This window comes from Janthinobacterium sp. BHSEK, assembly GCF_056174685.1.
The window spans coordinates 1-24,579 of record NZ_JBWBYV010000018.1 but is presented as its reverse complement, the minus strand read 5'-3'; the positions used below and the strand labels follow the sequence as shown (position 1 = coordinate 24,579).

17 protein-coding genes are annotated in these 24,579 nt (G+C 65.4%); 8 read left to right on the top strand and 9 right to left on the bottom strand.

The window, feature by feature from the left end; translation table 11 throughout:
• Nucleotides 1–33 precede the first annotated feature (33 nt).
• Complete coding sequence (locus AC0V2Y_RS08455) at nt 34–186, top strand: hypothetical protein (RefSeq protein ID WP_162995534.1); 153 nt, start codon at nt 34–36, stop codon at nt 184–186.
• 24 nt (nt 187–210) lie between these two features.
• The gene (locus AC0V2Y_RS08450; protein WP_475417179.1) at nt 211–450 is read left to right on the top strand and encodes a hypothetical protein; all 240 of its coding nucleotides are present in this window, start codon (nt 211–213) and stop codon (nt 448–450) included.
• Nucleotides 451–624: 174 nt separating this feature from the next.
• Here AC0V2Y_RS08450 and AC0V2Y_RS08445 read toward each other — a convergent pair whose 3' ends face one another.
• Nucleotides 625–5,049 carry a translocation/assembly module TamB domain-containing protein gene (locus tag AC0V2Y_RS08445; RefSeq protein ID WP_475417180.1) on the bottom strand — a complete coding sequence of 1,475 codons (4,425 nt, stop codon included), beginning with the start codon at nt 5,047–5,049 and terminating at the stop codon, nt 625–627.
• Entirely contained in the window at nt 5,049–6,926 is a 1,878-nt protein-coding gene (locus tag AC0V2Y_RS08440) for an autotransporter assembly complex protein TamA (protein ID WP_475417181.1), read from the bottom strand. The genes AC0V2Y_RS08445 and AC0V2Y_RS08440 overlap by 1 nt, the downstream gene beginning before the upstream one ends.
• A gap of 223 nt (nt 6,927–7,149) precedes the next feature.
• Here AC0V2Y_RS08440 and queC point away from each other — a divergent pair, with 223 nt between their 5' ends.
• On the top strand, nt 7,150–7,863 hold the full coding sequence (queC, locus tag AC0V2Y_RS08435; protein ID WP_475417182.1) for a 7-cyano-7-deazaguanine synthase QueC: 714 nt from the start codon (nt 7,150–7,152) through the stop codon (nt 7,861–7,863).
• A gap of 77 nt (nt 7,864–7,940) precedes the next feature.
• Entirely contained in the window at nt 7,941–8,846 is a 906-nt protein-coding gene (locus AC0V2Y_RS08430; RefSeq protein ID WP_475417183.1) for a sterol desaturase family protein, read from the top strand.
• On the opposite strand, the gene AC0V2Y_RS08425 is transcribed toward AC0V2Y_RS08430, so the two are convergent.
• Nucleotides 8,830–9,513: a helix-turn-helix domain-containing protein gene (locus AC0V2Y_RS08425; RefSeq protein WP_475417184.1), complete on the bottom strand. Its 684-nt coding sequence runs from the start codon at nt 9,511–9,513 to the stop codon at nt 8,830–8,832. The genes AC0V2Y_RS08430 and AC0V2Y_RS08425 overlap by 17 nt on opposite strands.
• 259 nt (nt 9,514–9,772) lie before the next feature.
• On the opposite strand from AC0V2Y_RS08425, the gene AC0V2Y_RS08420 reads away from it, so the two are divergent.
• Nucleotides 9,773–12,811: a sensor domain-containing diguanylate cyclase gene (locus AC0V2Y_RS08420; protein ID WP_475417185.1), complete on the top strand. Its 3,039-nt coding sequence runs from the start codon at nt 9,773–9,775 to the stop codon at nt 12,809–12,811.
• On the opposite strand, the gene AC0V2Y_RS08415 is transcribed toward AC0V2Y_RS08420, so the two are convergent.
• Nucleotides 12,812–13,186 carry a hypothetical protein gene (locus AC0V2Y_RS08415; RefSeq protein WP_475417186.1) on the bottom strand — a complete coding sequence of 125 codons (375 nt, stop codon included), beginning with the start codon at nt 13,184–13,186 and terminating at the stop codon, nt 12,812–12,814. It abuts the gene before it with no gap.
• Nucleotides 13,187–13,398: 212 nt separating this feature from the next.
• Between AC0V2Y_RS08415 and AC0V2Y_RS08410 the strand changes: the two genes are divergently transcribed.
• Nucleotides 13,399–13,629 carry a hypothetical protein gene (locus AC0V2Y_RS08410; protein ID WP_475417187.1) on the top strand — a complete coding sequence of 77 codons (231 nt, stop codon included), beginning with the start codon at nt 13,399–13,401 and terminating at the stop codon, nt 13,627–13,629.
• A 121-nt stretch (nt 13,630–13,750) separates the two neighbouring features.
• A complete protein-coding gene (locus AC0V2Y_RS08405; RefSeq protein WP_070217754.1) occupies nt 13,751–14,260 on the top strand; it encodes a hypothetical protein in 510 nt (169 codons plus the stop codon).
• A gap of 176 nt (nt 14,261–14,436) precedes the next feature.
• On the opposite strand, the gene AC0V2Y_RS08400 is transcribed toward AC0V2Y_RS08405, so the two are convergent.
• The 5 genes from AC0V2Y_RS08400 to AC0V2Y_RS08380 all read right to left on the bottom strand — a co-directional run bounded on the left by AC0V2Y_RS08400 (nt 14,437) and on the right by AC0V2Y_RS08380 (nt 22,102).
• Nucleotides 14,437–17,577, bottom strand: coding sequence for an efflux RND transporter permease subunit (locus AC0V2Y_RS08400; protein ID WP_475417188.1), 3,141 nt, complete (start codon nt 17,575–17,577; stop codon nt 14,437–14,439).
• A gap of 25 nt (nt 17,578–17,602) precedes the next feature.
• The gene (locus AC0V2Y_RS08395) at nt 17,603–18,808 is read right to left on the bottom strand and encodes an efflux RND transporter periplasmic adaptor subunit (protein ID WP_475417194.1); all 1,206 of its coding nucleotides are present in this window, start codon (nt 18,806–18,808) and stop codon (nt 17,603–17,605) included.
• 13 nt (nt 18,809–18,821) lie between these two features.
• Nucleotides 18,822–20,054 carry a TolC family protein gene (locus tag AC0V2Y_RS08390; protein WP_475417189.1) on the bottom strand — a complete coding sequence of 411 codons (1,233 nt, stop codon included), beginning with the start codon at nt 20,052–20,054 and terminating at the stop codon, nt 18,822–18,824.
• A gap of 105 nt (nt 20,055–20,159) precedes the next feature.
• Nucleotides 20,160–20,522, bottom strand: coding sequence for a cation efflux protein, CzcI family (czcI, locus tag AC0V2Y_RS08385; protein ID WP_475417190.1), 363 nt, complete (start codon nt 20,520–20,522; stop codon nt 20,160–20,162).
• An 8-nt stretch (nt 20,523–20,530) separates the two neighbouring features.
• Nucleotides 20,531–22,102 carry a C13 family peptidase gene (locus AC0V2Y_RS08380; RefSeq protein ID WP_475417191.1) on the bottom strand — a complete coding sequence of 524 codons (1,572 nt, stop codon included), beginning with the start codon at nt 22,100–22,102 and terminating at the stop codon, nt 20,531–20,533.
• 185 nt (nt 22,103–22,287) lie between these two features.
• Between AC0V2Y_RS08380 and AC0V2Y_RS08375 the strand changes: the two genes are divergently transcribed.
• The gene (locus AC0V2Y_RS08375) at nt 22,288–24,234 is read left to right on the top strand and encodes a GAF domain-containing sensor histidine kinase (RefSeq protein WP_475417192.1); all 1,947 of its coding nucleotides are present in this window, start codon (nt 22,288–22,290) and stop codon (nt 24,232–24,234) included.
• The last annotated feature ends 345 nt before the right edge of the window (nt 24,235–24,579 follow it).

The following is a 24,579-nucleotide window of genomic DNA, read 5'->3' as shown; positions in this document are numbered from 1 at the left end:
TATGGTCTTCCTTTGTCTGCAGGGAGGCCAGCCATGACCGTCATCCACGCCCACCGCGCGCCCGACCCGGCGCCCGTCGATGAACCCATGCCGGCGCCGGAGCCGCAAGAAGCGCCCGGGCGCCACCCGGGGCCCGTGCACCCGGTGCCGCAGGACGATCCCGTGCCGCACCCGCATCCCAGTTAATTTCGTCAAGAAAGGCTGTTTTAGATGGCAATTGTCAAGGAAGTCTACACACGCAAAGTCAGCGGAGAATCGTTTGACTATGAACTCGATTACACCCAGGGCGCGGACGTGGCCTGGATTGCGCGCGTGTACCATGCTGGCGTGCTGAAAGGCTCGCCGCACGGCGCGCTGACGGCCAATGTGCTGTCCGGTCCCGCGCTGGAGCAGTATCTGCGCGCGTATGTCGAAGGCATGATCGAGCGGGGGCTCGACGTGGCTGAGTAAGATCGCCTTTGCGGCAGATCAAGAAAAAGGGCGCCGAGGCGCCCTTTGTTGTTTCTGGTGGTGTCGGATGACGCGGCTGCGCCGCTAATCCGACCTACGTGGATGCACATGGGCCGTAGGTCGGATTAGCGGGGCCACGCCCCGCGTAATCCGACAACATCGTTGGCCGCCACTCTAATCAAACGCCCACGTATACAACACGTCCAGCGCATTGTTCGTGCCCGTCTGGAACTGCAAAGTGATGCGGCGGTTCAGTTTATAACGCAGCTTCACCAGGCTCGTCGCCGTGCTCGTGCCTTGCTCGAACGTCAGGTAGGCGCGCGACGACAGCCGCTTGCCGACGGTGACGACCGTGCTTTCCAGCCCTTGGGCCTGCGACAGGCCCACTTCATCGAGGCCCAGCGAATTGGCCAGCTTGCCCTGCAAGCCGCCGCCGGAGCCGCCGAAGAGGGCGCCTGCGGCCGTCGTCAGCAGGGCCATTTCGTCGCCGGCCGCCGTTTCCGCGCCGTGGCCGAGGATCAGCCAGGCCAGCTTGTCGCTGTCCGACACGCTGGGCGTGGACACCAGCTTGGCCGTCGGCGCCTGCGCCGTGCCGCGCACTTCCACGCCCGCTTCCACATTCGTTTCCGACAGTGCCTCGCCTTCGGGACGCTTGCGCACGGCCAGGATGTTCAGCGACGGATTGTCGTAGGCGCCCGTGAAGGCGATCAGGCCCCGCTCGATCGACAGCTTCTGTCCATACGCGGCGTACTGGCCGTTCGTGACCTTGATGCTGCCCGTCACGCGCGGCGCGGCGCGGTTGATGACGCGGGCGCGCACATTGCCCGCCAAATCGGCGTCGAGGCCCATGCCGCGCAGGTGGAAGGCGTTGCCCAGGTCAAACTCGAGGTCGATATTCAGGGGCAGCGAAGGCGCTTCCTTGCTGCCCTTGACTTCCTTGCCCAGCACCACCACATCGCTGCTTTGCGTGGGCGTATCCTGCGGCGCCAGCTCGATCAGCGCGCGGTTGGCCTTGAACTTGCCCTCGAAGCTGAAGCGCTTGTCATTGCGCACCAGGGTGCTGTTGCCCGACAGGACCAAAGTGCGGTCCGGGCGCGACAGCGCCTGCAGGCGGTCGGCCATCAGCTTCAGTTCCAGGCTCGCCTCGCCATTCGCAAAGCGTACCCAGCCATCTGCCTGTACCTTGCCGTCGCCGCCGTCAAAGCTCAAACGCTGCAATTGCAGCTGATCGCCGGCCAGCTTGGCTTGCAGCACGCCATTGCGCAATTTCAAGCCCTGGTCGGCCCAGTTCACCAGCAGCTTGCTGCCGTTGATGTCGCCATTCAGTTGCGGCGCGCCGATGGTGCCGCTGCCGGACAGGGCCACTTTCAAGGCTCCACCCAGTTCCAGGCCCGGCTGGCCCGTCAGCGGCGCCAGCCACGCCAACGAATCGATATTCGTGGTGCCCGTCATCGACAGGGCGCTGTCGTTGCTGATGCGTCCGTTCAGCATTTGCACGGTGGCATTGATATCGCTCTGGCCCGCGCGTGCGCCATCGAGTTTCACGGCCAGGCGCAGCTGCTGGTTGGCGACATCCACGCGGGCATCGAAGGTGCGCAAGCCCAGCGCCAGCGGCTGCTCCACGCCCACCGTCACATCGCCTTTTTCGCGGTAGATGTGCAGCATGCCCGCCAGCGAGGGATCTTTCTGCTTGGCCGTCGGCACCTGCATGTCGAGCGACCATTGCGCGCCCAGGGTCAGGTCGCTGCGCGCATTCGCCTGCAGCGAGGGAATGACCTGCGCCAGATAGGTCAGGGCCACGCCGGCCGCCTGGCCGGAACTGGTCCAGCGGGGGCCGTTCTTGACCAGGTTTTGCATGGTGATGCTGCCTGCCGGTAATTTGATGACGGTGTTGCCCACGCTGATCTGCTCGGGCTGGCCCAGGCCCGCCACGCCGCTGCCGGCCGGTCCTGCCACTTTCACGGGCACGGGCGCTTGCAGCACGAGCGCGTAGCGGCCCTTGTTTTGCAGGCTGTCGATGCTGCCCGTCCAGGCGGCGCCGCTCTGGCTGCCGCGGATTTGCACGGTGGCATCGAAATCGTCATTGCGCGCCGTCAAACTGACCGTATGGCTGCCGCGCGTGCCCGTCGTGCCCAGGCGGGCGCTGGCCAGCTTGAAGGTGGGGGTGGCGTAGCCCGTGATCTCCAGACTGCTGACCATGGGGTCGAGCGCGCCCTGGCCGGCACCCACGCTGGCGCTGCCTTTCACGGCTTTCAATTGCTGCTCGCCAAAGAAGGTCAGGTCCTTGCCATCGAGGGTTAGCTGCGCGGCGGGCGCGTCCATCTTGCCCGAGACGGAACCGGCCGCATGCAGCACGCCGGCAAAATTGGGACCCAGGGTCGACAGTTGCGGCGCATCGAGTTTCCACGTCAGCTTGTCGGTGGCGCCGCCCAGCGCGCCCTTGGCCAGCAAGCTGTTCGGCCCCAGGCGCAGTTCCGTATCCACGCTGTCGATGCGTTTCGCGTTGGCCGACAGCTTGGCATAGCCGGCCAGCGGGGCGTTTTGCAGGGTCGATTCGCGCAAGGCCAGGTTGAGGGCCACTTGCCAGTCGCTGGTCAATCGGCCGCTGCCGTTGAAATCCGCATTCACGTTGCCGTTGGGCAGCGATGCGCCAAACGCGGCCGGGTTGATCTTTTGCAAGGAACCCGTCATTTTCAATTCCGCCTGCTGCTTCGGCCCCGTCAAGCCCACTTCGCCGCTGGCGTGGATGGCGCTGTCGGGCGCGGGGCGCTTGCCGCTGGTGAGGCCCAGTCCTTTCGCATCGGCCACAAAGCTCGTGCGCGGCTGCTGCAGGGTGCCCTGCACCACGCCGCTGGCCAGCACCGTACCCAGCAAGTCGCCCTGCAGGGCGGAAAGCTGGCGTGCATCGACGTTCCAGTTGAGTTTTTCGCCGGCGCCGCCAAAGTTGCCCTTGGCCGTCACGTTGTTCTTGCCTAGCGCCAATTGCACGTCGATGCCGCTGAAATGGGCCGCATCGGCCGTCAGCTTGCCCTTGCCGGACAAGGGCTGGTCGAGCAGCTTGCTGGGGCGCACGGTGAAGTCCGCGTTCGCCAGCCACTTGGGTGCCACGTGGCCGTTGGCGCGCACGTCGAGGTTCAGGTCGGCCACGGGGAAGGCGCCGAAGTCGGCGGGATTGAGGCGGCTGGTGCTGGCCACGGCCTTGAATGGCTGTTCGTCCTTCAGGCTGATCTGGCCCGTCGCGTTGACGCTGCTTTTGCCTGCCTGCAAGGTGGCCTTGCGCAGTTGCACGAGCGAGTCGGCCAGGGTGGCTTCCACATCCAGGCGCAGCTTGGCTTCGCCGAGCTTGGCGCGCAGGGTTTGCGTCTTGCCGTCGCTGTCGAGCACGATGTCACCGACGATCTTCGTGCTGTTGATGCTGCTGTAGATATGCTGCAAGTCGATCTTGTCCGTGTGCAAGGTCAGTTGCGCAGTGCCGATGGGGGCATCGACGGCATCGCGGTTGAGCTTGCCGCCGCCCGTGAATTTGCCCGCGTTGCCGAAATCGATGATGGCCGACTCCAGCGTCGTGGCCGTCAGGGTGCCGCCCAGGCGCGCTTCGAACTGGCGCAGCGGCAGCTTTTGCTGGTCGATGGGGCCCGGCGTGGCGTGGTTGAGGATGGCCAGCTTGCCCGACACCGTTTGCTTCGTCGGTCGGGTGTCGATGGCGGCATCGAGTTCCAGGCTCAGGTCCGCCTGCGGCAAGGTCGCGTCGAACTTGCCCGGATTGATGTTGCGGCCTTTGATGCTGGCCGAGCGCAGGATGATCACGGGGTCGAACGGCGCCAGCGCCAGCCGGGCATCGGCCGTGGCCGCGCCCGCGCTGCCCTTGGCCGTGACGTTCAGCACGTTCAGGTCGCCGCCCAGCTGCAAGGCGAGGGCAGCCGGTTTTTCGCCGGCGGCAGGGTTGATCTGCGTCAATCCCGCCTTGCCTGACAGTTTGAACGGCTGCGTGGCGGCGATCGTGGCGCTGGCCGTGGCCTGGCCGAACGGCGTGACGGCCGAGGCGTCTTCCAGCTGCCATTGCGACTTGTCGCCCGACAAGGTGAAATGGATTTTTTCAAACACCGTGTTGCCGCCCGCGCTGATGAGGGTCACCTTGTCCAGGCGCGCGTCGGCAATGCCGATTTTAAAGGGCGCGGCCAGGCTGGCGGGCATGGTCGACGGTTCCTCGGACGGCGCCGTGCTTTCCACGGACAGGCTGGCCACGTGCAGTTCGCTGATGGCGATGCCTTCCGAAAAGAACTGGAACGGCGACCAGTTGATGTCGATGTTGTCGGCCGTGATGTGCTGCGTCTTGCTGCGGTAGCTGACGTGGCCCAGGTGCATGCGGTTGTACAGCGAGCCGGACACGCCCGACACTGCGATGTCGCCGCCGCTGGCGCTGGCCACTTTTTGCACCAGCATCTGCAGGGTCGATTCGCGGCCCAGGAACCAGAAGGCGCCGCCCAGCAGCACGGCCAGGCTGGCGACGGCGATCAGCACGTAGCGCACCCAGCGGCGCGATTTTTTCGCCGGCGGTGGCGGCGCGGCGTCGTGGGACTCGGTAGAAATATCGGACATCAGAAAGTGAATCCCAGAGAAAAGTGCAAACGGTAGGCGTGGACGGCGTGGCCATACGCCACGTCGACATTGATGGGGCCGACGGGACTCTTGTAGCGTCCGCCCAGGCCGTAGCCCGATTTCGGCGTCATGGCCGCTTTCACGGTGTCGGCCGCGTTGCCGGCGTCATAGAAGGCGGCAATGGCCCATTTCGGCTTGAACCAGTACTGGTATTCGGCGCTGCCGGTGAGCATGTAGCGCCCGCCGATGGTGGCGTCGCCTTCCTTCACGCCCAGCTCCTGGTAGCCATAGCCGCGCACCGACTGGTCGCCGCCCGCGCGGAACAGGTAGACGGCCGGCACGCCGCGCTTCTCTTTCGAACCCAGCGCGCCCATTTCGCCGCGCACGATGAGTTCGCCTTTTTCGCCCAGCGGACGGTAATACACGGCCTTGCCGGCCACGCGCACGAAGCGCTCGTCCGTCAGCAGGGGCAGCAGGGCGCCGCCCACCTGGGCATTGATGACATAGCCCTTGGTGGGGAACAGCAGGCTGTCGAGGCTGCGCTTGGTGATGGCATAGGTCAGCGGCAAGCTCTTGCTGCGCGTCTGCTCCAGGCCCACCACCGTCTTGTCTTCGCTGAGGAACTCGAACGTCAGGCTGCGCTCGAGGTTGGTGCCGCCCCAGTTGCGCTTGGCCGAGATGGTGGTGACGGCCGTGATTTCGTTGGAAATGTCGCTGCGCTCGAACGAGGCGCCCGCGCTGTCGTTATAGCCGCGCTCGGTGGTCGGAAAGTAAAAATTGGCGTGCGCCGCCTGTTTCTTCGTTTCCATGGTGAGCGCGCTCTTGAAGCGCGTGCCCCATACGTTCAGGTTGTCATAGTTGAGCTGGGCACGGTTCCCCGTATTCGTACTGAAACCGAGACCGGCGCTGACGTTCTGCTGCTTGTTTTCCGTCACGCGCACGACCAGTGGCAGCTGCGGTGCGGGGCCGCGGTTGGCGGGCCTGGCTTCGGCGGCGGCCTCGGCTTGCTGGCTTTCCTGGCCCGCCTCGATCTGCTCGCCCAGGATGCTGCTCATGTCGGCGCTCACTTCCACGCTGGCAAAGTAGCCCGTGTCCTGCAGGCGTGCCTGGAACGATTGCAGCGCCGACTCGCTGTAATAGTCGCCCGGGCGTATCTTGTCGAGGTTGCGGATGATGCTGGCGTCGTAGCGCTTCAAGCCTTCGATGCGCAGCTCGCCGAAGCGCAGCTCGGGGCCGCTGTCGAGCACGACCAGCAAGGACACCTTGTGCGTTTCCGGATCGACCACGGCTTGCGTATCGACCAGCTGGGCGCGCGGGTAGCGCGTCTGCACCACTTCGCGCAGCAGCGCGCGCTTGGCGGACTCCCATTCCGCCTGGCGGAACACGCTGCCCGTCTTCAGGGCCCAGCTGCGTTTCAGGGCTTCCGTATCGTAGGGTTCGGAAGCGGCCAGCGGCGGCGTGGGATCGAAGCCGCGCAATTCCAGCTCGACCTTGTCGACGGTCACGGGCTGGCCCGGCTCGACGTCGACGATGACGACGGGTTTGGCGCCCGTCGTATCGACGCGCACCGTGACGACGGGCGTGTAGTAGCCGGCCGTGGCGATGAGGTTTTTGGCTTGCTCGGGCGTATCGCGCACGAGGCGCTGCAATTGCTCGCGGTCCATGCGCGGGTTGCCGCGGAAGCGTTCCAGGTCCAGGTTTTTTTCCAGCAACTCATCGAGGTCGCCGGGGGCGTTGACCTTGACCTCGTACTGCAGCGGGGCGGGCGCCGTTTCCGTGACGCTGGCGCTCTCCGGAGCAGCATCTTGCGCGGCCGCATGGGCGATGGGAAACAGCGAGATGACGCCGCCGGCGGCCGCCAGTGTCAGTTGACCCATTGCTTTTGTCACTACTTGTGCCAAAATTCGTGGTCGTATCGCCTTGCCGGCAGCCGTATGCCGTATGGGTCGTGCAGAAAACATGGTGCTCCAGATGAGTAAATGCTGACTGCATGTTACCGGAATAGGTAAACTGATGGCGGACGAATAAGTATTTTTTGCACTGGGAATCATGTTTCCCCGCGCACAATTGGAACAGAATCACACTGAAAAGAAAGAAATTATGCTAGCAACGGACTCCGCACTGGTGCTCTTTAGCGGTGGACAAGATTCCACCACCTGCCTGGCCTGGGCCCTGAAACACTATAGCCGCGTGGAAACCATCGGCTTTGACTATGGACAGCGCCATGCGATCGAGCTGACCGTGCGTCCCGGCGTACTGGAACAGATGCGCCGGCAGTCGCCCGAGTGGGACAGCCGCCTGGGCCAGGACCACATGATCGACCTGTCGCTGATTTCCGCCATTTCCGATACGGCCATGACGCAGAACGTCGAGATCGTCATGCAGGAAAACGGCTTGCCGAACACCTTCGTGCCTGGACGCAACCTGCTGTTCATGACGGTGGCCGCCACCGTGGCCTACCGCCGCGGCTTGACGGTGCTGGTGGGCGGCATGTGCGAGACGGATTTCTCCGGCTACCCGGATTGCCGCGACGACACGATGAAGGCGCTGCAAGTGGCCCTGAACCTGGGCATGGATACGCGTTTGAAGCTGGAAACGCCGCTGATGTGGCTGGACAAGGCGCAAAGCTGGGACCTGGCGGAAGACCTGGGCGGCCAGCCGCTGGTCGACCTGATCCGCAGCGGCACGCACACGTGCTACCTGGGCGAGCGGGGCGAATTGCACGACTGGGGCTATGGCTGCGGCACCTGCCCCGCCTGCGCCCTGCGCGCGAACGGCTACCAGCAGTACGCGGCGCGCAAGGCGGCAATGTAGCAAGTTGCGCCGTTTCTTCAAGCGGCGCGGCAGGCGTGCAAGCGATGCTGTGGTTTTTACCACAGGAGCGCCTTGCCATGACATCCCTCTTTGCCGCGCTGTACGGCCCCGTCTTCTGGGCCGGCTACATCGGCGCCGCCAGTTGCCTGATCGCGGTGTGCCACTACTCCCTCTGGGTCTTGCCGCCCTTGCTGTTGCTGGCCCTGCTCACTTCCCTGCTTGCCGAACGCTACCTGCCGTATGACGGCGCGTGGAACCACGCGCACGGCGACGGCTGGCGCGACGCCGTGCATGCGCTCGTCAACGAGGCGCTGTACCTGCTGGGCCTGGTTGCCTTCCCCCTGCTGGCCGGACACCTGGCGCTGGGCGCATTCTGGCCGGACCAGCTGCCATTCTGGGCGCAGCTGCTGCTGGCCATCGTCATCGCCGACTGCGGCATCACGCTCGTGCATTACCTGAGCCACCATTATTACTTTCTGTGGAAACTGCATGCCGTGCACCACAGCGTGCGGCGCCTGTACGGTTTCAATGGCTGGATGAAACACCCTTTGCACCTGCTGCTGGAAGCGGCGGGCGGCATGCTGCCCTTGCTGCTGCTGGGCATACCGGAGCCCGTCATGGCCGTGTTGGCGTTTGCCGTGGCGATCCAGCTGTTGCTGCAGCACGCGAACGTCGATATGCGCATGGGGCCGCTGCGCCACGTATTCGCCTGGGCGCCGCTGCACCGTTTTCATCACATGAAATACGGCACGGCGGGCGACGTGAATTTCGGCCTGTTCTTTACCTGCTGGGACCGCCTGCTGGGCACCTGTTTCGACGCACCGGGCTACCGCATGCGGGGCGAGGACCTGGGCATCGGCAGCCGTCCCGACTATCCCGTGGCCTACCTGCCGCAATTGATCGAACCGTTCCGCGCGGAAGAGGGCGTGCGCGCGCCCGAGCTGCCGGCCGGCTTGAAGCATGCGCTCAATCGAGCAGCGTGACCTGCAACTGGCGCAAGCTGCGGTCGGCGCGCACGCCGAACAGGCTGCGCATGGTGCGCGAAAAATGCGCCGCATCGGCAAAGCCGGCGCCGTGGGCCGCGTCCGTCAAGGTACTGCCGAGCAAGATAAAACGGATGGCCAGGCGCAAACGGCGCCATAGCACCAGCCGGCGCACGGGCAAGCCCAGCTGGGCGCTGAACAGGCGTTCCAGCTGGCTCAGCGACAAATGCGCGGCCCCGGCCACGGCGGCCGCGCTGACCTTGCCCGACAACAATATGTCGACCTGTTCCAGCGCGCGGCGCAAGCGGGGATCGGGCAAGGGCTCGCGCGGCTGGGCCCGCAATGCGGCGGCGATATGCTCCAGCGTGGGCGCGCCAGCCTGGGCGGCGGCCGCCAGCAAGGCTGCGCCACCCAGGCGCTGCGGCTCCGCATAGATGGTCAGCATGGGCGCCGGCGCGGCCACGATGGCGTGCGGGCGCAGGCTATCGACCAGCAAGTGCCGCGCCGTGTGGACGATGCCGTCGAGCTCTGCCGTGAAGGGCGCGCCCGTGCTCAGCATCAACTGGTGCGCATAATGGGCGTGGCTGTCCGTGGCGCCCGCCGCGCCATGCAGGATGGCGAAGTCCGGCGCCAGCCAGAGTGTTCCCTGCCAGCTGTCTTGCTGCAAATGTGGCTCCTTGTTGATGGATTGCGGGGCGATCATACCAGCGGGCGCGAGATGGTTTTCATGGCATCGAATTTTCATGGAGTACGCATCATTGCATCGACGAAACATGTGCGCTTTTTAGCACAATATTCAGCATTGCAAGGGCGCCCGCTGTAACGTACTATCATTCTCATCGACTACCGATGGTAATCGTGCAGCCGCGGCCAGCCATGTTGCCGGCCGTGTCGCGGTTTGATGTCATTCTGCCTGTCAGCCTGCCATGCCTACACGCGCGTCTTTGTCGTGGTTTGCCCGGCCAGTGTCGCACTGGGTGGGACCGCGCGCCCTGGCCGCGCTGGTGCTGGCGCTGTGCCTGGGACTGACGTATGGCGCCTGGCGCAATGCCCACGACGCCAGCGAACAGCAGGTGCGGGCCGATTTCGATTTCCGCGTGCGCGAACTGGTGGGCAACATCGCCGGCCGCATGCAGACCTATATCCAGGTGCTGCACGGGGTGCAGGGACTGTATGCCAGTTCGCAGGAAGTCACGCGCCGCGAATTCCATGCTTATCTGGCGGTGCAGCAAGTCGACCGAAACTTTCCCGGCATCCACGGTATCGGCTATCTGCCGCTGTTGCCCGGCGCCGCCCTGGCGCGGCACGAGGCCAGCGTGCGCGCGGAGGGCTATCCCGGCTATGCCGTGCGCCCGCAAGGCCAGCGCGCCTGGCACGCGCCCATCACCTATCTGGAACCTTTGAGCGAGAGCAACCTGCTGGCCTTCGGTTATGACATCTGGTCCGAACCGGTGCGCCGCGCCGCGCTCGAGCAGGCGCGCGATACGGGCCAGGCCGCCATGACGGGCAAGATCCACCTGGTGCAAGATGGCGGCAGCGCCCAGGCGCATGGTTTCCTGATCGTGCTGCCCGTGTATGACAATGGCTTGCCGCATGCCGGCGTGGAGCAGCGGCGCGCCGCCTTGCGCGCCTGGGTGTTTGCGCCGTTCCGCATGGGCGACCTGATGGCGGGCGTGGGCGGCGAGGCGGCGCGCCAGCTGGACCTGGAAATCTATGACGGCGCGCAACTGGCCGAGGCGGCCCTGATGTATGACAGCTTGCCGGGCGCCTTGTCGTCCGCCGCGTCGGACAGCCTGGTGTCGCGGCAGGCGATCACCATCGCCGGCCGCGCCTGGACCTTGCGCGTGCGCGCCATGCCGGGCTTCGATGGCGAGGTGCTGGCGCGGCCCCGCCTGGTGGCCTGGGCCGGCTTGCTGGCCAGCATCGTGCTGGCGCTGGCGGCCTGGCTGCTGGCGGCGGGCCGCGCCCGCGCCCAGGCGGCGCTGGCGCGCTCGAGCGAGCTGACTGCGCAGCTGGAGCAGGGGCAGGCGAGCGTGCTGGCGATGGCCGAGGCGGCGCAGCGCAGCCAGGCCATGTTGCGCAGCATCCTCGATTCGACCATCGACGGCATTCTGGTCGACAACATCAATGGCCGCATCTTCACCTCGAACCGGCGCTTCCGCGACCTGTGGCAAGTGCCCGACGCGCTCGACTGGCAAGCCGATGGCGCGGCGCTGGTGCGCCATGTGGAAAGCCAGCTGGAGCAGGCGGCGCCGTTCCTCGGGGCACGCGCCCACGCGCCGCACGGCCACCGCGAGCGGCGCGACGTGCTGCACCTGCGCGATGGACGGGTGGTCGAACAATATGTGCGCAGCATGCAGCTGGGCAATGAGCAGGCGCGCTTGTGGACCTTCCGCGATATCAGCGAGCGCAGCCAGATGGAGCGGCGCGAGCATACGCGGCGGCAAGTGCTGGAAATGCTGGCCACGGGCGCGCCGCTGGAGCGGGTGCTGGAAAGCGTGGTGCTGAGCGTGCAAGCGGACCATCCGGCCATGCTGTGCAGCATCTTGCTGCTCGATGAAAGCCGCCACCGCCTGGTGCTGGGCGCGGCGCCGAGCTTGCCCGCGTTTTTCAACCTGTCCAGCCATGGGCATGACCTCGACACGCTGCAGGGCGTGCATGGCATCGCCGCGCAAGCCGTGCGCGACGGCCAGCGCGTGATCGTCGGCGACCTGCATGCCGAGGCGCAGGAAACGATGGAACTGGCGTGCCGGGCCCAGCTGCAATCGTGCTGGGCCGAGCCCGTGCGTGGCGGCTCGGGCAAGCTGCTGGGCGTGCTGATGGCGTATCACCGCCAGCCGACGCTACCGGGTGCGGCGCATCTGGCACGCCTGAGCGAGGCGGCGCACCTGGCCGGCATGGCCATTGAACAGGCGCAGGTGGCGCTGGCCCTGCGCGCCGGCGAAGCGCGTTTCCGCAGCCTGTACGACCATGCGCCCGTGGCCCTGTGGGAACAGGACTGGTCGGCCGTGCGCGCCGCGCTCGATGCTCTCGAGCAAGCGGGCGTGCGCGACCTGGGCGCCCATTTCCAGACCAATCCGGACGCGCTGCAGCGGCTGGCGGGGCTGGTGCGCATCATCGATGCGAACGGCGCCGCGCTGGCGCAGGTGCGCGCCAACGAGGACGACCAGCGCCGCGGCGCGCTGAGCCTGGCACAGAATTTCGATGACAGCGCCTTGCCCCGTTTCGGCGATGCGCTGCTGGCGCTGGCTGGCGGCGCCCACCTGTACGAGTGCGAAAGCAGCTTCGTGCGTCTCGACGGCGCGGCGCGGCAAAATGAATTGAGCTTGCTGGTGATGCCCGGCCATGCGGACAGCCTGGACTTTGTCATGGTGTCCTCGCTCGACATCACCGAGCGCAAGCGCATGAACGCGGAACTGCTGCAGCTGGCCACCACGGATTTCCTCACCGGCTTGCCGAACCGGCGCCACTTCATGGCGTCGCTGGAAAACGAGCATGCCCGCTTGCAGCGCGAGCTGGCCAGCTGCGCCAGCGTGCTGATGCTCGACATCGATCACTTCAAGCGCGTCAACGACGAATACGGCCACGCCGTGGGCGATGCCGTGCTGCGTCACCTGGGCGCGCTGATGTGCCAGGCGCTGCGCAAGGTCGACGTGCCGGGCCGCGTGGGCGGCGAGGAATTCGCCATCTTGCTGCCGGGCACGGATCTGCCGGCGGCGGCCGTGTTTGCCGAACGGCTGCGCCGGCGCGTGGCGGAAAGTTCGCTGACCATCGATGGCGGCATTGTGCTCACCATCACGGTGAGCATCGGCATGGCCGCCATGGCCGGCACCGATGCCGATTGCGACGCCGTGCTGGCGCGCGCCGACGAGGCGCTGTACCGGGCCAAGCGGGGTGGGCGCAACCGCATCGAGCAGAATGACGGCGGCGGTGACGGCGTGCTCAGCAAGTTCATGGCGCAGTGATTACAGGCTGTGCTGACGCGTCTGCGCCTGCTTGCGGTTGCGGCTGACGATCAGCCAGACGATGGCGACGGGAATCAAGAGCGGCAGCAGCACGGGCGTGCTCAGCGCCAGTGCCAGCGCCACGCACAGGGCCACCACGGCGATCAGCACCACGCCCACGCCGGCCAGGACCACGCCCGTGACGACGGCGGCGCACACCAGCGCAATGGCGGCGATCAGCAAGCCGCCGCCGGCAAACACCAGGCCGAACAGCCACTCCAGCGGACCGTCGATCTCGTCGCCGTTGAGCTGCATGTGCATGTCCGCGGCGCCGATCTTGTCGAGGAACAGGCAGGCAAGCATGACGATGAGGACGAAGGTGAGCAATTTTTTCATGGTAAGCCTCGCTGTGTGGGGGATGGGGTGTTGCATGGTCACACTGTAGGGGCGCGCCCCGCTTGCCGCCAGCGGCGTGCGACAGGCCGTCATTTTCACGGTATGGAAGGCGCTGGAGGCCGGAAAAACGCTGATGTATAACAAGATTTCTTTTCTTGTAATGTGCGCAAGCCGTCCTATACTGATTACCTCAGTCCCGCAAGGAGGGCAACATGTTTGCAGATACCGGGGATCAATCGCTATCCCTTTCCCGCCATCGAACCACGCGCCAGCGTAGCGCCCCGCAGTCCTGCGCCGAGCCCGTCGGCGCGCCATCGGCGATACCGCCGATCATCATCACCCCGTTCAATTACCATGCACCGCTGCCGGCCATCGACCCGCGCTGGGTGCCGCCCGGTCCGCCGCTGACCTGGCCCAACCGGCCTGCCATGTCCATGTGCTGACAGTTGCCCGGGAAGGTGCCGGAAGGAAGTGGTGAAGGTTCACCGTTGCCGCCGGCAAGGCGGCACGGGCGGGCGTTTTCGACTATCATGCTAGCCCCGACCTTCCATCACGAGCACCGCCATGAGTACCGATTTTCCCGACTTTTCCGACGAATCCGCCGAGCAGGACAATGACGCCCCGATCCAGGAGCCGCGCCTGTGGGTAGGCAATGGCTGGACGGCGCGCGTGATCAAGAACGAGGAAGATGAAGGCTGGGCCGTGGCCATGATCAAGGATGGCGAACCGGAGCCGGCCCTCGTGGGGCCGTGGACCATGGGCCGCGACAAGAAAAACCCGAAGCCGCTCGACGTCAACGCCTTCAATACCCTGGTCAAGACGGCGTCCGAGGTGCTGCGCCGCCACGAGCAGCAGCTGCACGCGCAACTGCACAAGAACCTGTTCGTCGCCACCGACGAGGGGCAGATCAAGGTGATGTTCGACATCGTGCCCGACGAAGACCACCCGTACGCTGAACTGAGCGCCTACGACGCCGACGGCGAACAGATCGCCAAGGTGCGCACCTCGGCCGCGTTCAAGTTCAATGCCACGTCCGCGGCGAACTGGATCGAAGGCGGCTACCGCCGGCCGTAAGCTGCATATTGTTGGCGCCGATGCTGGTGTCGGATGACGCTCCTTCGGAGCTAATCCGACCTACGTCCGCCACCCATGGACAGGTAGGTTGGATCAGGCCTGAAAGGCCGTCATCGACATTGCTACCAGCGTCAACAATGCGTCGGATGACGCGCTTGCGACCTCGGCGGCCCCCGCTAATCCGACCTGCCTCTTACGGCATACGCCAGCCGGTACAGCAATGGCAGCACCAGCAGCGTCAATGCCGTCGACGATAAAATGCCGCCGATCACCACGGTGGCCAGCGGACGCTGCACTTCAGCGCCCGTGCCCGTGGCAATGGCCATCGGCACGAAGCCCAGCGACGCCACCAGCGCCGTCATCAAGACGGGCCGCAGGCGCGTAATCGCTCCCTCGCGTATGGCATCCTGCAAGGGCATGCCCTGTTCGCGCAGCTGGCGGATGTAGGCGATCATCACCAGGCCGTTGAGCACGGCCACGCCGGACAGGGCGATGAAACCGACCGCTGCCGAAATCGACATGGGAATGTCGCGCAGCCACAGGGCGACGATGCCGCCCGTCAAGGCGAACGGGATGCCGCTGAAGACCAACAAGCCATCTTTCACATTGCCGAACATGGCAAACAGCAGGACGAAGACCAGCGCCAGCGCCACGGGCACCACCAGTTCCAGGCGTTTCGTGGCCGACTGCAGCTGCTCGAACTGGCCGCCCCAGCTGGTCCAGTAGCCGGCCGGAATGGCCACCTGCGATTGCAACTGCTGCGTGGCGTCGGCCACGAACGAGCCGATATCGCGCCCGCGCACGTTGGCGCTGATGACGATGCGGCGCTTGCCGTCTTCGCGGCTGATCTGGTTCGGCCCCGGCGCCACCTGCAGGCTGGCCACTTCGCCGAGCGGGATGAAGCGGGCGCGGCCTTCCGCCGCCGCGCCCAGGGGCAGGGCGATCGGCAGGCGTTTGAGTTGCTCCAGGTCGCTGCGCAGGCTGTCGGGCAGGCGCACGACGATGTCGAAGCGGCGGTCGCCCTGGAACAGGGTGCCGGCCTCCTGCCCGCCGATGGCCGTGGCGATCGCCGCCTGCACGTCGGCAATGTTGAGACCGTAGCGGGCCGTCTGCTCGCGGTCGATCTGCACCGTCAGCATCGGCAGCCCCGTCGTCTGCTCGACTTTTACCTCTGTCGCGCCGGGAATCTTGCCCAGCACGCCCGCGATCTTCGCCGCCGTGCCGTCGAGGACAAGCATGTCGTCGCCGAACAGTTTCACGGCCACGTCGCTGCGCACGCCGGAAATCAGTTCATTGAAACGCAGCTGGATCGGTTGCGAAAACTCGTAGTTATTGCCCGGCAAGCTCGTGGCCGTGGCTTCGATTTCCGCCAGCAATTGCTCGCGCGATTTTGTCGGTTCCGGCCATGCGTCGCGGGGTTTCAGCATGATGTAGCCATCGGAAATATTCGGCGGCATGGGGTCGGAGGCGATCTCGGCCGTTCCCGTGCGGGCGAACACGCGCGCGATTTCCTTGTGGTTTGCCATCAGCTTGCTTTCCAGCTGCTGCTGCATGGCCAGCGATTGCGTCAAGCTGGTGCCGGGAATGCGCAAGGCCTGGATGGCGATGTCGCCCTCGTTCAGGCTGGGCACGAATTCGCTGCCCATGCGCGTGGCCAGCAAGCCCGACAGCACGACGGCTACCGCCGCGCCCGTCAACACGACGGGCGTGTTGCGCATCACCTTGTCCAGCAGCGGCGCATACCAGCGCTTGGCGGCGCGCATGATGGCGTTTTCCTTCTCCGCCACCTTGTCGCCGATAAACAGCGCCATGGCGGCCGGGATGAAGGTGATCGACAGCAGCATGGCGCCCAGCAGGGCGATCACCACCGTCAGGGCCATCGGCGTAAACATGCGGCCCTCCACGCCCGTCAGCGCGAAGATGGGCAGGTACACGACCATGATGATCAGCTGGCCATACAGCAGGGGCCGGCGCGCCTCTTGCGATGCGGCAAACACTTCCTGAAAACGCTCCTGCAAGGTCAAGGGCCGTCCCAGTTTCTGCTGCGCATGGGCCAGGCGGCGCACGCAGTTTTCCACGATGACCACGGCGCCATCGATGATGATGCCGAAATCGAGCGCCCCCAGACTCATCAGGTTGGCGCTCACATGGTATTGCACCATGCCCGTAAACGTGAACAGCATGGCCAGCGGTATCACCATGGCCGTGATGACGGCCGCGCGGATATTGCCGAGGAATAAGAACAGGATGGCGATCACCAGTACCGCGCCTTCCAGCAGGTTTTTCTTCACCGTATTGATGGCCTTGTCGACGAGTACCGTGCGGTCATACACGGTGACGGCGTGCACGCCTTTGGGCAGGCTGCGGTTGATTTCCACCATCTTTTTATCCACGGCTTGCGACACGGCGCGGCTGTTCTGTCCGATCAGCATGAAGACGGTGCCGAGCACCACTTCGCGGCCGTTTTCCGTGGCCGCGCCCGTGCGCAGCTCGCGCCCCAGCACCACGTCGGCCACGTCGCGGATGCGGATGGCCACGCCCTGCACATTGGCGACGACGATGTTGCCGAGATCGTCCTTGGACGCCACCTGGCCCGGCGCGCGTATCAGCAGCTGCTCGCCCTGCCGTTCGATGTAGCCGGCGCCCACGTTGCTGTTGTTGCGCTCGAGCGCCGTCACCACGTCTTGCAGGCTGATGCCGTAGGCGGCCAGCTTTTCCGGATACGGCGCCACCTGGTATTGCTTGGCGTAACCGCCGATGGCGTTGATTTCCGTGACGCCCGTGACATTGCGCAACTGCGGCTTGATGATCCAGTCCTGGATTTCGCGCAAGTCCGTCGGCGTGTACGGCGTGCCGTCCGGCTTTTTCGCGCCGCTTTCCGTTTCCACCGTCCACAAATAGATTTCGCCGAGGCCCGTGGAAACGGGGCCCATCTTGGGCGTAATGCCGGCCGGCAAGCTTTCCTTCGCTTCCTGCAAGCGCTCGTTGATCATCTGGCGGGCAAAATAGATGTCCGTGCCATCCTTGAAGATCACGGTCACTTGCGACAGGCCATAGCGCGACAGCGAGCGCGTCTGCTCCAGGTTGGGCAAGCCTGCCATGGCCGTCTCGATGGGGAAGGTGACTCTCTGCTCGGTTTCCAGCGGCGAATAGCCGGCGGACTGGGTATTGATTTGCACCTGCACGTTGGTGATGTCGGGCACGGCGTCGATGGGCAGCTTTTGATAGCTGTAGATGCCCAGGCCGGCCATCGCGGCCACGGCCAGCATCACCAGCCAGCGCTGGTCGATGGCGAAGCGGATCAAGCGTTCAAACATGATGGTTTCCTTAGCTTTGACGTGATCAATGTTCGTGGCCGGCAGAATCTTTGCCCAGCTCGGACTTCAGGACGAAACTGCCTTGCGCCGCGTACGGCGTGCCGGCGGCCAGGCCCTGCTTGATGTGCGTCAATGTGCCATCGCTGCGGCCCAGCACCACGGGCGTGGCCTGGTAGCCCTCCTTGACCTGCACGAAGACGACGGGCTTGTCTTCCACCGTCTGGATGGCCGTGCTCTGCACGGTGACGGGCGCGTCCGCTTCGCCGGACACCACTTCCACGCTGACGAACAGCCCCGGGCGCCAGGCCATGTCCGGGTTCTGCAAGCTGATGCGTGCCTTGGCCGTGCGCGTCTGTTCGCCCAGCAGCGCGCCCACGTAGGTGATCGTGCCTTGCGCGCTGGCATCAAACGCGCTGGCTTTGACTTCCGCCTTGCCTCCCATGCGCACGGTGGCCAGGTCTTTTGCCGGCACGGCGATTTCCGCCCACACGGTCGACAGGTCGGAAATGACGAAGATGTTCGCGTCTTCCTTGACGGCTTCGCCCAGGGTGATGTGTTTTTCCAGCACCATGCCGTCGAACGGCGCGCGGATCTCGTAGCGGTTCAGCGGCCCTTTGCTGCTGCCGCTGGCGCCCAGCGCGCTGAGCTTTTGCTGCGCGTTCTGCACGGCGATTTCCGCCTCGCGCCACGCTTGCTGCGCCTGCAGGTAATCCTGTTCGGCCGAAATCTTCTCGCGCCACAGTTTTTCTTCGCGCTCATACGTGGAGCGGGCCAGCGACAGGCGCCGCTGCGCCGACAGCAGTGCGCTGCGCTGTTCCGACAGTTCCGTGCTGGCGATGACGGCCAGCACTTGCCCCTTTTTCACCAGCTGGCCCAGGTCCGCCTGCACGGCTTCCACCACGCCGGCCAGGCGCGGCACGACGTGGGCCGTGCGGTCTTCATTGAAACGGATTTCGCCGGGCAGGGCCACCGTCGTCTTGATGCGGCCGGGCGCGGCCGTGGCGATGACGACGCCGGCCGCCTTGCCTTGCGCCGCCGTCAATTCCAGCCGGCCTTCCACTTCCTCGTGGCCGTGTTCGTCTTTCTTTTCAGCGTGGGCTTCCGCCTTGGCGGCGGTGGGCGGCGCCGTCGTGGAATTGCCCGTGCCGAGGATGAGGATGGCCAGCACGATGCCAGCGGCCGCGATGGCGCCGATGGCGATCGCTTGTTTCTTGTCGAGTTTGATATTCATTGTCATGGATTCCTTACAGGGGAGCAGGGGCGCCCAGCAGGCGCTCGATCTCGGCGGCGGCGTGCTGCGCTTCCGTCAGCGCGCGCAGGTATTGGTTTTTGGCTTGCAGCAAGGTGCGCTGGGCATCGAGCACGTCGAGGAAGGCGAACTTGCCGAACTCAAAGCCCTTGCTGGCCGCGTCGTAGGCGCTCTGGGCGCCGGGCAAGATATCCTGGCGCAAGCTTTCCACGTCGAGCCGGGCCGTGGCCAGGCGTTCGCTGGCGGCGGCCACGGCCGTCTGCACGGCGATGCGGGCGGCGACCAGCTCGTCGCTGGCCTTGTCGCTGCGGCGCAGGGCGTCGAGCTTGTTGCCCGCATTGCGGTCGAACAAAGGCAGCGGCAGGGCCAGGCCGATGATGGCCTGGTTGCGGCCCAGCTCTTCCGAGCGCTTCATGCCGATGCTCACCGTGACGTCGGGTGTGGCGCGCCGCTGTTCCACGTCCAGCATGGCTTGCCGCTGGGCAAGCGCGCTGCGGGCCTGGCGCACGGCAGGGGCTTGCTCCAGTCGTGCCGCCAGTTCGCTGCCTGGCGGCAGCGGCGGCAAGGTTTCCAGGCGTCCCTCGGCCACGGTAAAGCGGGGCGCGGCATTGCCCCACAGGGCGGCCAGGCGCTTGCGGGCGCCAGCCAGCGTGCTGCGGGCCAGGTTCAGCTCCAGCCGCACGCTCGCTTCGGCGACCCTGGCGCGGGTTTCCTCGACGGGGGACGCCTTGCCGGCTGTCACCCGGCGCGCCGTGATGTCGCTGGCGCGCGCGGCCAGCGCCTGCGCGCTGTCGGCCAGACGCAAGCCTTCCTGCGCCGCCAGCACGTCGACGAAGGCGGTGGTCACTAGCGCGCGCGTGTCGGCTTGCTGCAGGGAAAGGCCAGCTTGCGCCAGGTCTTCGCCGCGCTGGGCGACGGCGGCGCGCGCGCCACGCTTGCCGCCCAGTTCTATGAGCTGGTTGAGTTGCACGGTGGTGCTGCGCGTGGCGCGCCGCGTGTCTTCCAGCACGGTTTGCAGTTCCGGGTTGGGCAGGGCGCGCGCCTGTTGCAGGGCGCCGCCCTGCGCCGCCAGTTCATGGCGGGCGGCCGACAGGGTGGCGTTGCCGCCTTCGGCCAGCAGCAGGGCGGCGGGCAGGGTCAGGGGCGCGGTGGGTTCTGCAGGTGTTTGCGCGTGCGCAAAGTTGCCGGCCAGCAGGCCAGCGGAAAGTAACAAGATGATTCGGTACATCGAATTCTCCAGGGAATGGAAAAAGAATTCGACGGGACGCGCAGGCTGGCGCCTGCTTTAGTCAGGCCCGCATATTGCGATCAGTGAAAGAAACGTCCCGTCGGCCTAGATGGCCGACGACCAGTCAGGGCGCTTGGGAGCGTCCGGGATGTGGGAAGCGTAAAAGAAGGGGGAGGTGTCCGCGTTGACGGACGCCATGTCGCCGACGGGCAGGCTGGAGCCGGCCGGCAGCCACGCATGGCCGATGCCGTGGCAGACGTTGCAATCGCTGTGCGGCTGGCCTTTTTTCTGCTGCTCAGCTTTATCGCCGGCGGGTTGTTTGTCCGCATCGGCCTTGTGCTGGTGGCTGTGGTGGCCCAGGTGCTGCGCCGCCTTGCCTTCCTCGTGCAGGCAATACGCGCTCGCCGCGGCCCAGGACATCTGGAGCGGAAGCACGAACAGCAGCAAAATGAGGAAGAATTTTTTCATGTATGCATCTATTGTACAGAAAGGCGGTCCCGCATGCCTGGCTGGGCGCGCCACGCCTTCAGTTGCGCGGCGATGGCCTTGCCCTGGAATAGCTGCGGCTCGGAATGCTCTTCCGCCTCCATGCCGCCTTCGAGGAAATCGGCCGCCTCGCGCGCCTGCACCAGCACCTTGGCCTTGTCGAAGGCCTCGGCGAAGCCTACGCTCTTGGGCAAGGCTTCCTTGAAATACGCTTCGCTGAAATACGTAAAATCGTTCTGGTCGTCGCAGCCGAACGAGGTGCGGTCGCTGCGCGCGGCCGTGATGATGAGGGTGTTGTCATCTCTCAAAGGCGCAATGAAGCCGCCCGCATAGCAGGCCGAGATCACGATGACTTTCCAGCGGATGCCGCTGCGCTTGAGCATGCCCGCCAGCTCCTGCGCGGGCAGGCTGTGCAAGTCCATGCCGTTTTGCGCCAGCGCCAGTTCGTGCTCGGGCGAGCCGTGGCTGGTGAGGAATAAAAACAGGATGTCGTTCTGCTTGTCCATCTTCGCGCCCAGGGCGTCGAGGCTGGCGGCGATGCTGGTGCGCGTGGCCATCGGCTGCTGCGCCACCGTGTTGCGGCTGTTGACCAGCATCAAGGAGCGGCCCACGGTGCCGTAATCGCGGTCGAACTGGCGCTGCACGAAGGCCGTTTCGCGGTGAAACACTTCCTGCGCACCGTCGCCGGCCACGCCCAGCAGGTACAGGTTGATCTTTTTCGCCCCGTCGCGCGGCGCGATGCGGGCCAGGGCGCCGTCGAGCAGGGTGCGCTGGTTGTACAGGGCCAGCTCGATATTGTCGCGCGTGAGCTTGTCTGCGGCCGGGTCGTCCAGCTGGCCTTCCGTCCAGTTGCCGCTGTCTTCGCGCCGGCCGTCCGGCTGCGCCACGGCGTAGCGCAGCACGCCCTTGCCGTCGAACTGGCCATTCTTGAAGCCACCCCGGTATTCGTCGCCGTCGGCCGTGCGCAGCACGCCTTCGCCCTCGAATTTCCAGTCTTTCAGCTCGCCTTCGTAGTGGATGCCGTCGCTGGTGGTGACCTTCGCCTTGCCCTGCACCTGGCCCTGGACGAAGTCGCCTTCGAAGACGGTGCCGTCCGTGTCGGTCAGCTTGCCGGCGCCATGCGGGCGCCAGTGCTTGAACTGTCCCTCGAAGGTGGCTCCATCGGCGCCCTGGAAGCGGCCTTGTCCCTCGAAGCTGCCGTTGACGAAGTTGCCCGCATAGATTTCGCCCTTGGGCGAGGTGTAGCGGCCGATGCCGTCGAAGGCGCCCTGGCGGAATGCGCCCGTGTATTCGACGCCGGACGCCTGGCGCAGCTTGCCCTGGCCGGAAAACACGCCGCGCGCGAAGCCCCCTTCGTAATAGGCGCCGCTTGCGTATTCGAGCCGGCCCTGGCCGTGCATCTTGCCCGCGACGAGGGGGCCGAAATAGCGTCCGCCATCGGCCGTTTCCGCCGCCGGCGCCTTGGCTGGCGCGGCGCACAGCGGCGGCATGCCCAGCGCGGCAAAGGCCAGCAGGCCGGCGAGGGTGTAGGGGCGAAGCGAGGCGCGTAGCATGGCGGTCATGAGGACGGTCTGGTCTATAGGAAGGGGCCTAGTCTGCCACTGTATTGCCAGCGTGGCAAATGCGCGCGTGGCGTGTGCTGCTCTGCCTCAAGGCAAGATTCTGTGTTTTATGCCGTGCCAAGGCTGGGCTGAACTGATAATATTGATTTTCAGAACATATACTTGCACAAGGTACATAGTCACCCATGGAAAGCCGTCTCAGCCGCCTGGAAGCCGTCCAGACCGTGTTGCTGGAAATCGGGCAGCGCTCGAGCACCTGCAGCGATATCAGCGAATTCCTGCAGGCGGTGCATGCGGCGCTGGGACGCATCATGTATGCGGCCAACTTTTACGTGGCGCTCAGCGACCGCGACGACGGCCTCGTGCGCTTTCCCTACTTTGTCGACGAATTCGACGCCGCGCCCGACCCGGACGAGGGCGTGCGCCTGGCCAGCGCCGCGCAGTCGCCCACGGCCTGGGTCATCGTCAACCGCAAGCAGCTGGTGATGACGGCCGACGACGACGCCATGCGCGCCATCGGCGGCGGCGCCTGGGGCGGCGGCACGGCGGCCGAGCACTGGATCGGCTGCCCGCTGCTGGACCAGCAGCACCAGGTGCTGGGCGCCATCGTCATCCAGAGCTATGACGCGCAGCACCGCTTCAGCCTGGAAGACCAGGCCCTGTTCGCGCTGATCGCCACGCACGTGTCGAGCGCCCTGCAAGGCATGCAAAGCATGGATCGGCTGGAAAAGGCGGTGCAGGAGCGCACGGCCCTGCTGGCGCACGAGGTGGCCGAGCGGCGGCGCGCGGAAAACCTGCAGCATGCGCTGTATGAAATCGCCAACCTGTCGGCGCAGGCGGCCGACGCGACCACCCTGTATGCGCGCCTGCACGCCATCATCAGCGAACTGGTGACGGCAAAGAATTTCCTCATCGCCCTGTATCACCCGGACAACAAGGACATCACGATCCCGTATTTCGTCGACGAGAAGGATGCGCAGGCGCCCGTGAAACGCTTTCATTACGGCATCGGCATGAGTTCCTACGTGCTGGCGCGCCGGCAAGCGTGTTTGCTCGATGCCGGCAGCTATGCGGCGCTGGTGGCCAGTGGCGAGATGGACGAGCCGCTGGGCAATACCAGCATCGCCAGCTGGATGGGCGCGCCCATGCTACTGGGCGACCGCAAATATGGCGTGATCATCGTGCAAAGCTACGACGAATCCGTCGTGTATGGCCAGGCGGAACTGGACGTGCTGGCCTTCATGGCCAGCCACGTGGCCGTGGCGATGGCCCGCATCCAGGCCGACAGCGCCATGCGCCAGGCCAAGGAAACGCTGGAAGAGCAGAACGCGGCCCTGAACAGCGCCTTGAACGCCTTGCAGGAAGCGCAGTCGGAACTGGTGCGCCAGGAAAAGCTGGCGTCCTTGGGACGCCTGGTGGCGGGCGTGGCCCATGAAATCAATACACCGCTGGGCATCTGCGTCACGGCCACCAGCCATTTGGTGCAGGAATTGAAGCTCACGCGGGAAGACCTGGCGGGCGGCCAGCTCGATGAAGACGGCTTGCAGCAGTTTTTCGACATCGTCGACCAGACCCTGCGCATCATGACGACGAATACGCAGCGCGCCGCGGCGCTGGTGCGCAGCTTCAAGCAGGTGGCCGTCGACCAGTCCTCGGACGAACTGCGCAGCTTTAACTTGCGTAAATACCTTGATGAAATCCTGCTCTCATTGCAGCCCAAGCTGAAGGGCAAGCCCGTCAAGGTGGAAATCGACTGCGCGCCCGAGGTGCAGCTGCGCAGCTATCCGGGCGCCGTCTCGCAGATCGTCACGAACATGGTGGTCAATTCACTGGTGCACGGCTTTGCCGAAGGCGAGCCGGGCAAGATCAAGCTGTCCGCCCGGACGGCCGGCGACATGCTGGAACTCGACTATAGCGACGACGGCATGGGCATGGACAGCGCCACCCTGGGCCAGCTGTTCGACCCTTTCTTCACGACAAAGCGGGGCTCGGGCGGCAGCGGCCTGGGGGCGCATATCCTGTATAACCTGGTGACGGGACCGCTGGGCGGCACGGTGAAGGTGGTCAGCGCGCCGGGGATGGGGTTGCATTACAAGATACGCTTCCCGCTGGAGCCACGTAGGTCGGATTAGCGGCAAGGCCGCGTAATCCGACGCCGGCGGCTAGGCTAAAAACGGCGGGCCGGAGACGCGGGCCTGAGAAAATGCCGATGGCGGCGTTGCAGCTCCTTGCCGTACGTGCGTACTGTCTGCGTCGCTGCGCCTTGCCCTCGACATTTTTCAGGCCCGCTTGGCCTGGAGAGCCTAAGTTGGGGTCTTGGGCCGACGTGTGGTTTGCTGGCGTGCGTATCGCGTAATCCGACCTCCGCCGGATTTTAATCAGGGAAACGTTGATTTAACGCATGTCCCGTAGGTCGGATTAGCGCTTGCGCGTAATCCAACAACATCGTTGGCGTGGCCGGTGGTGGTGTCGGATTA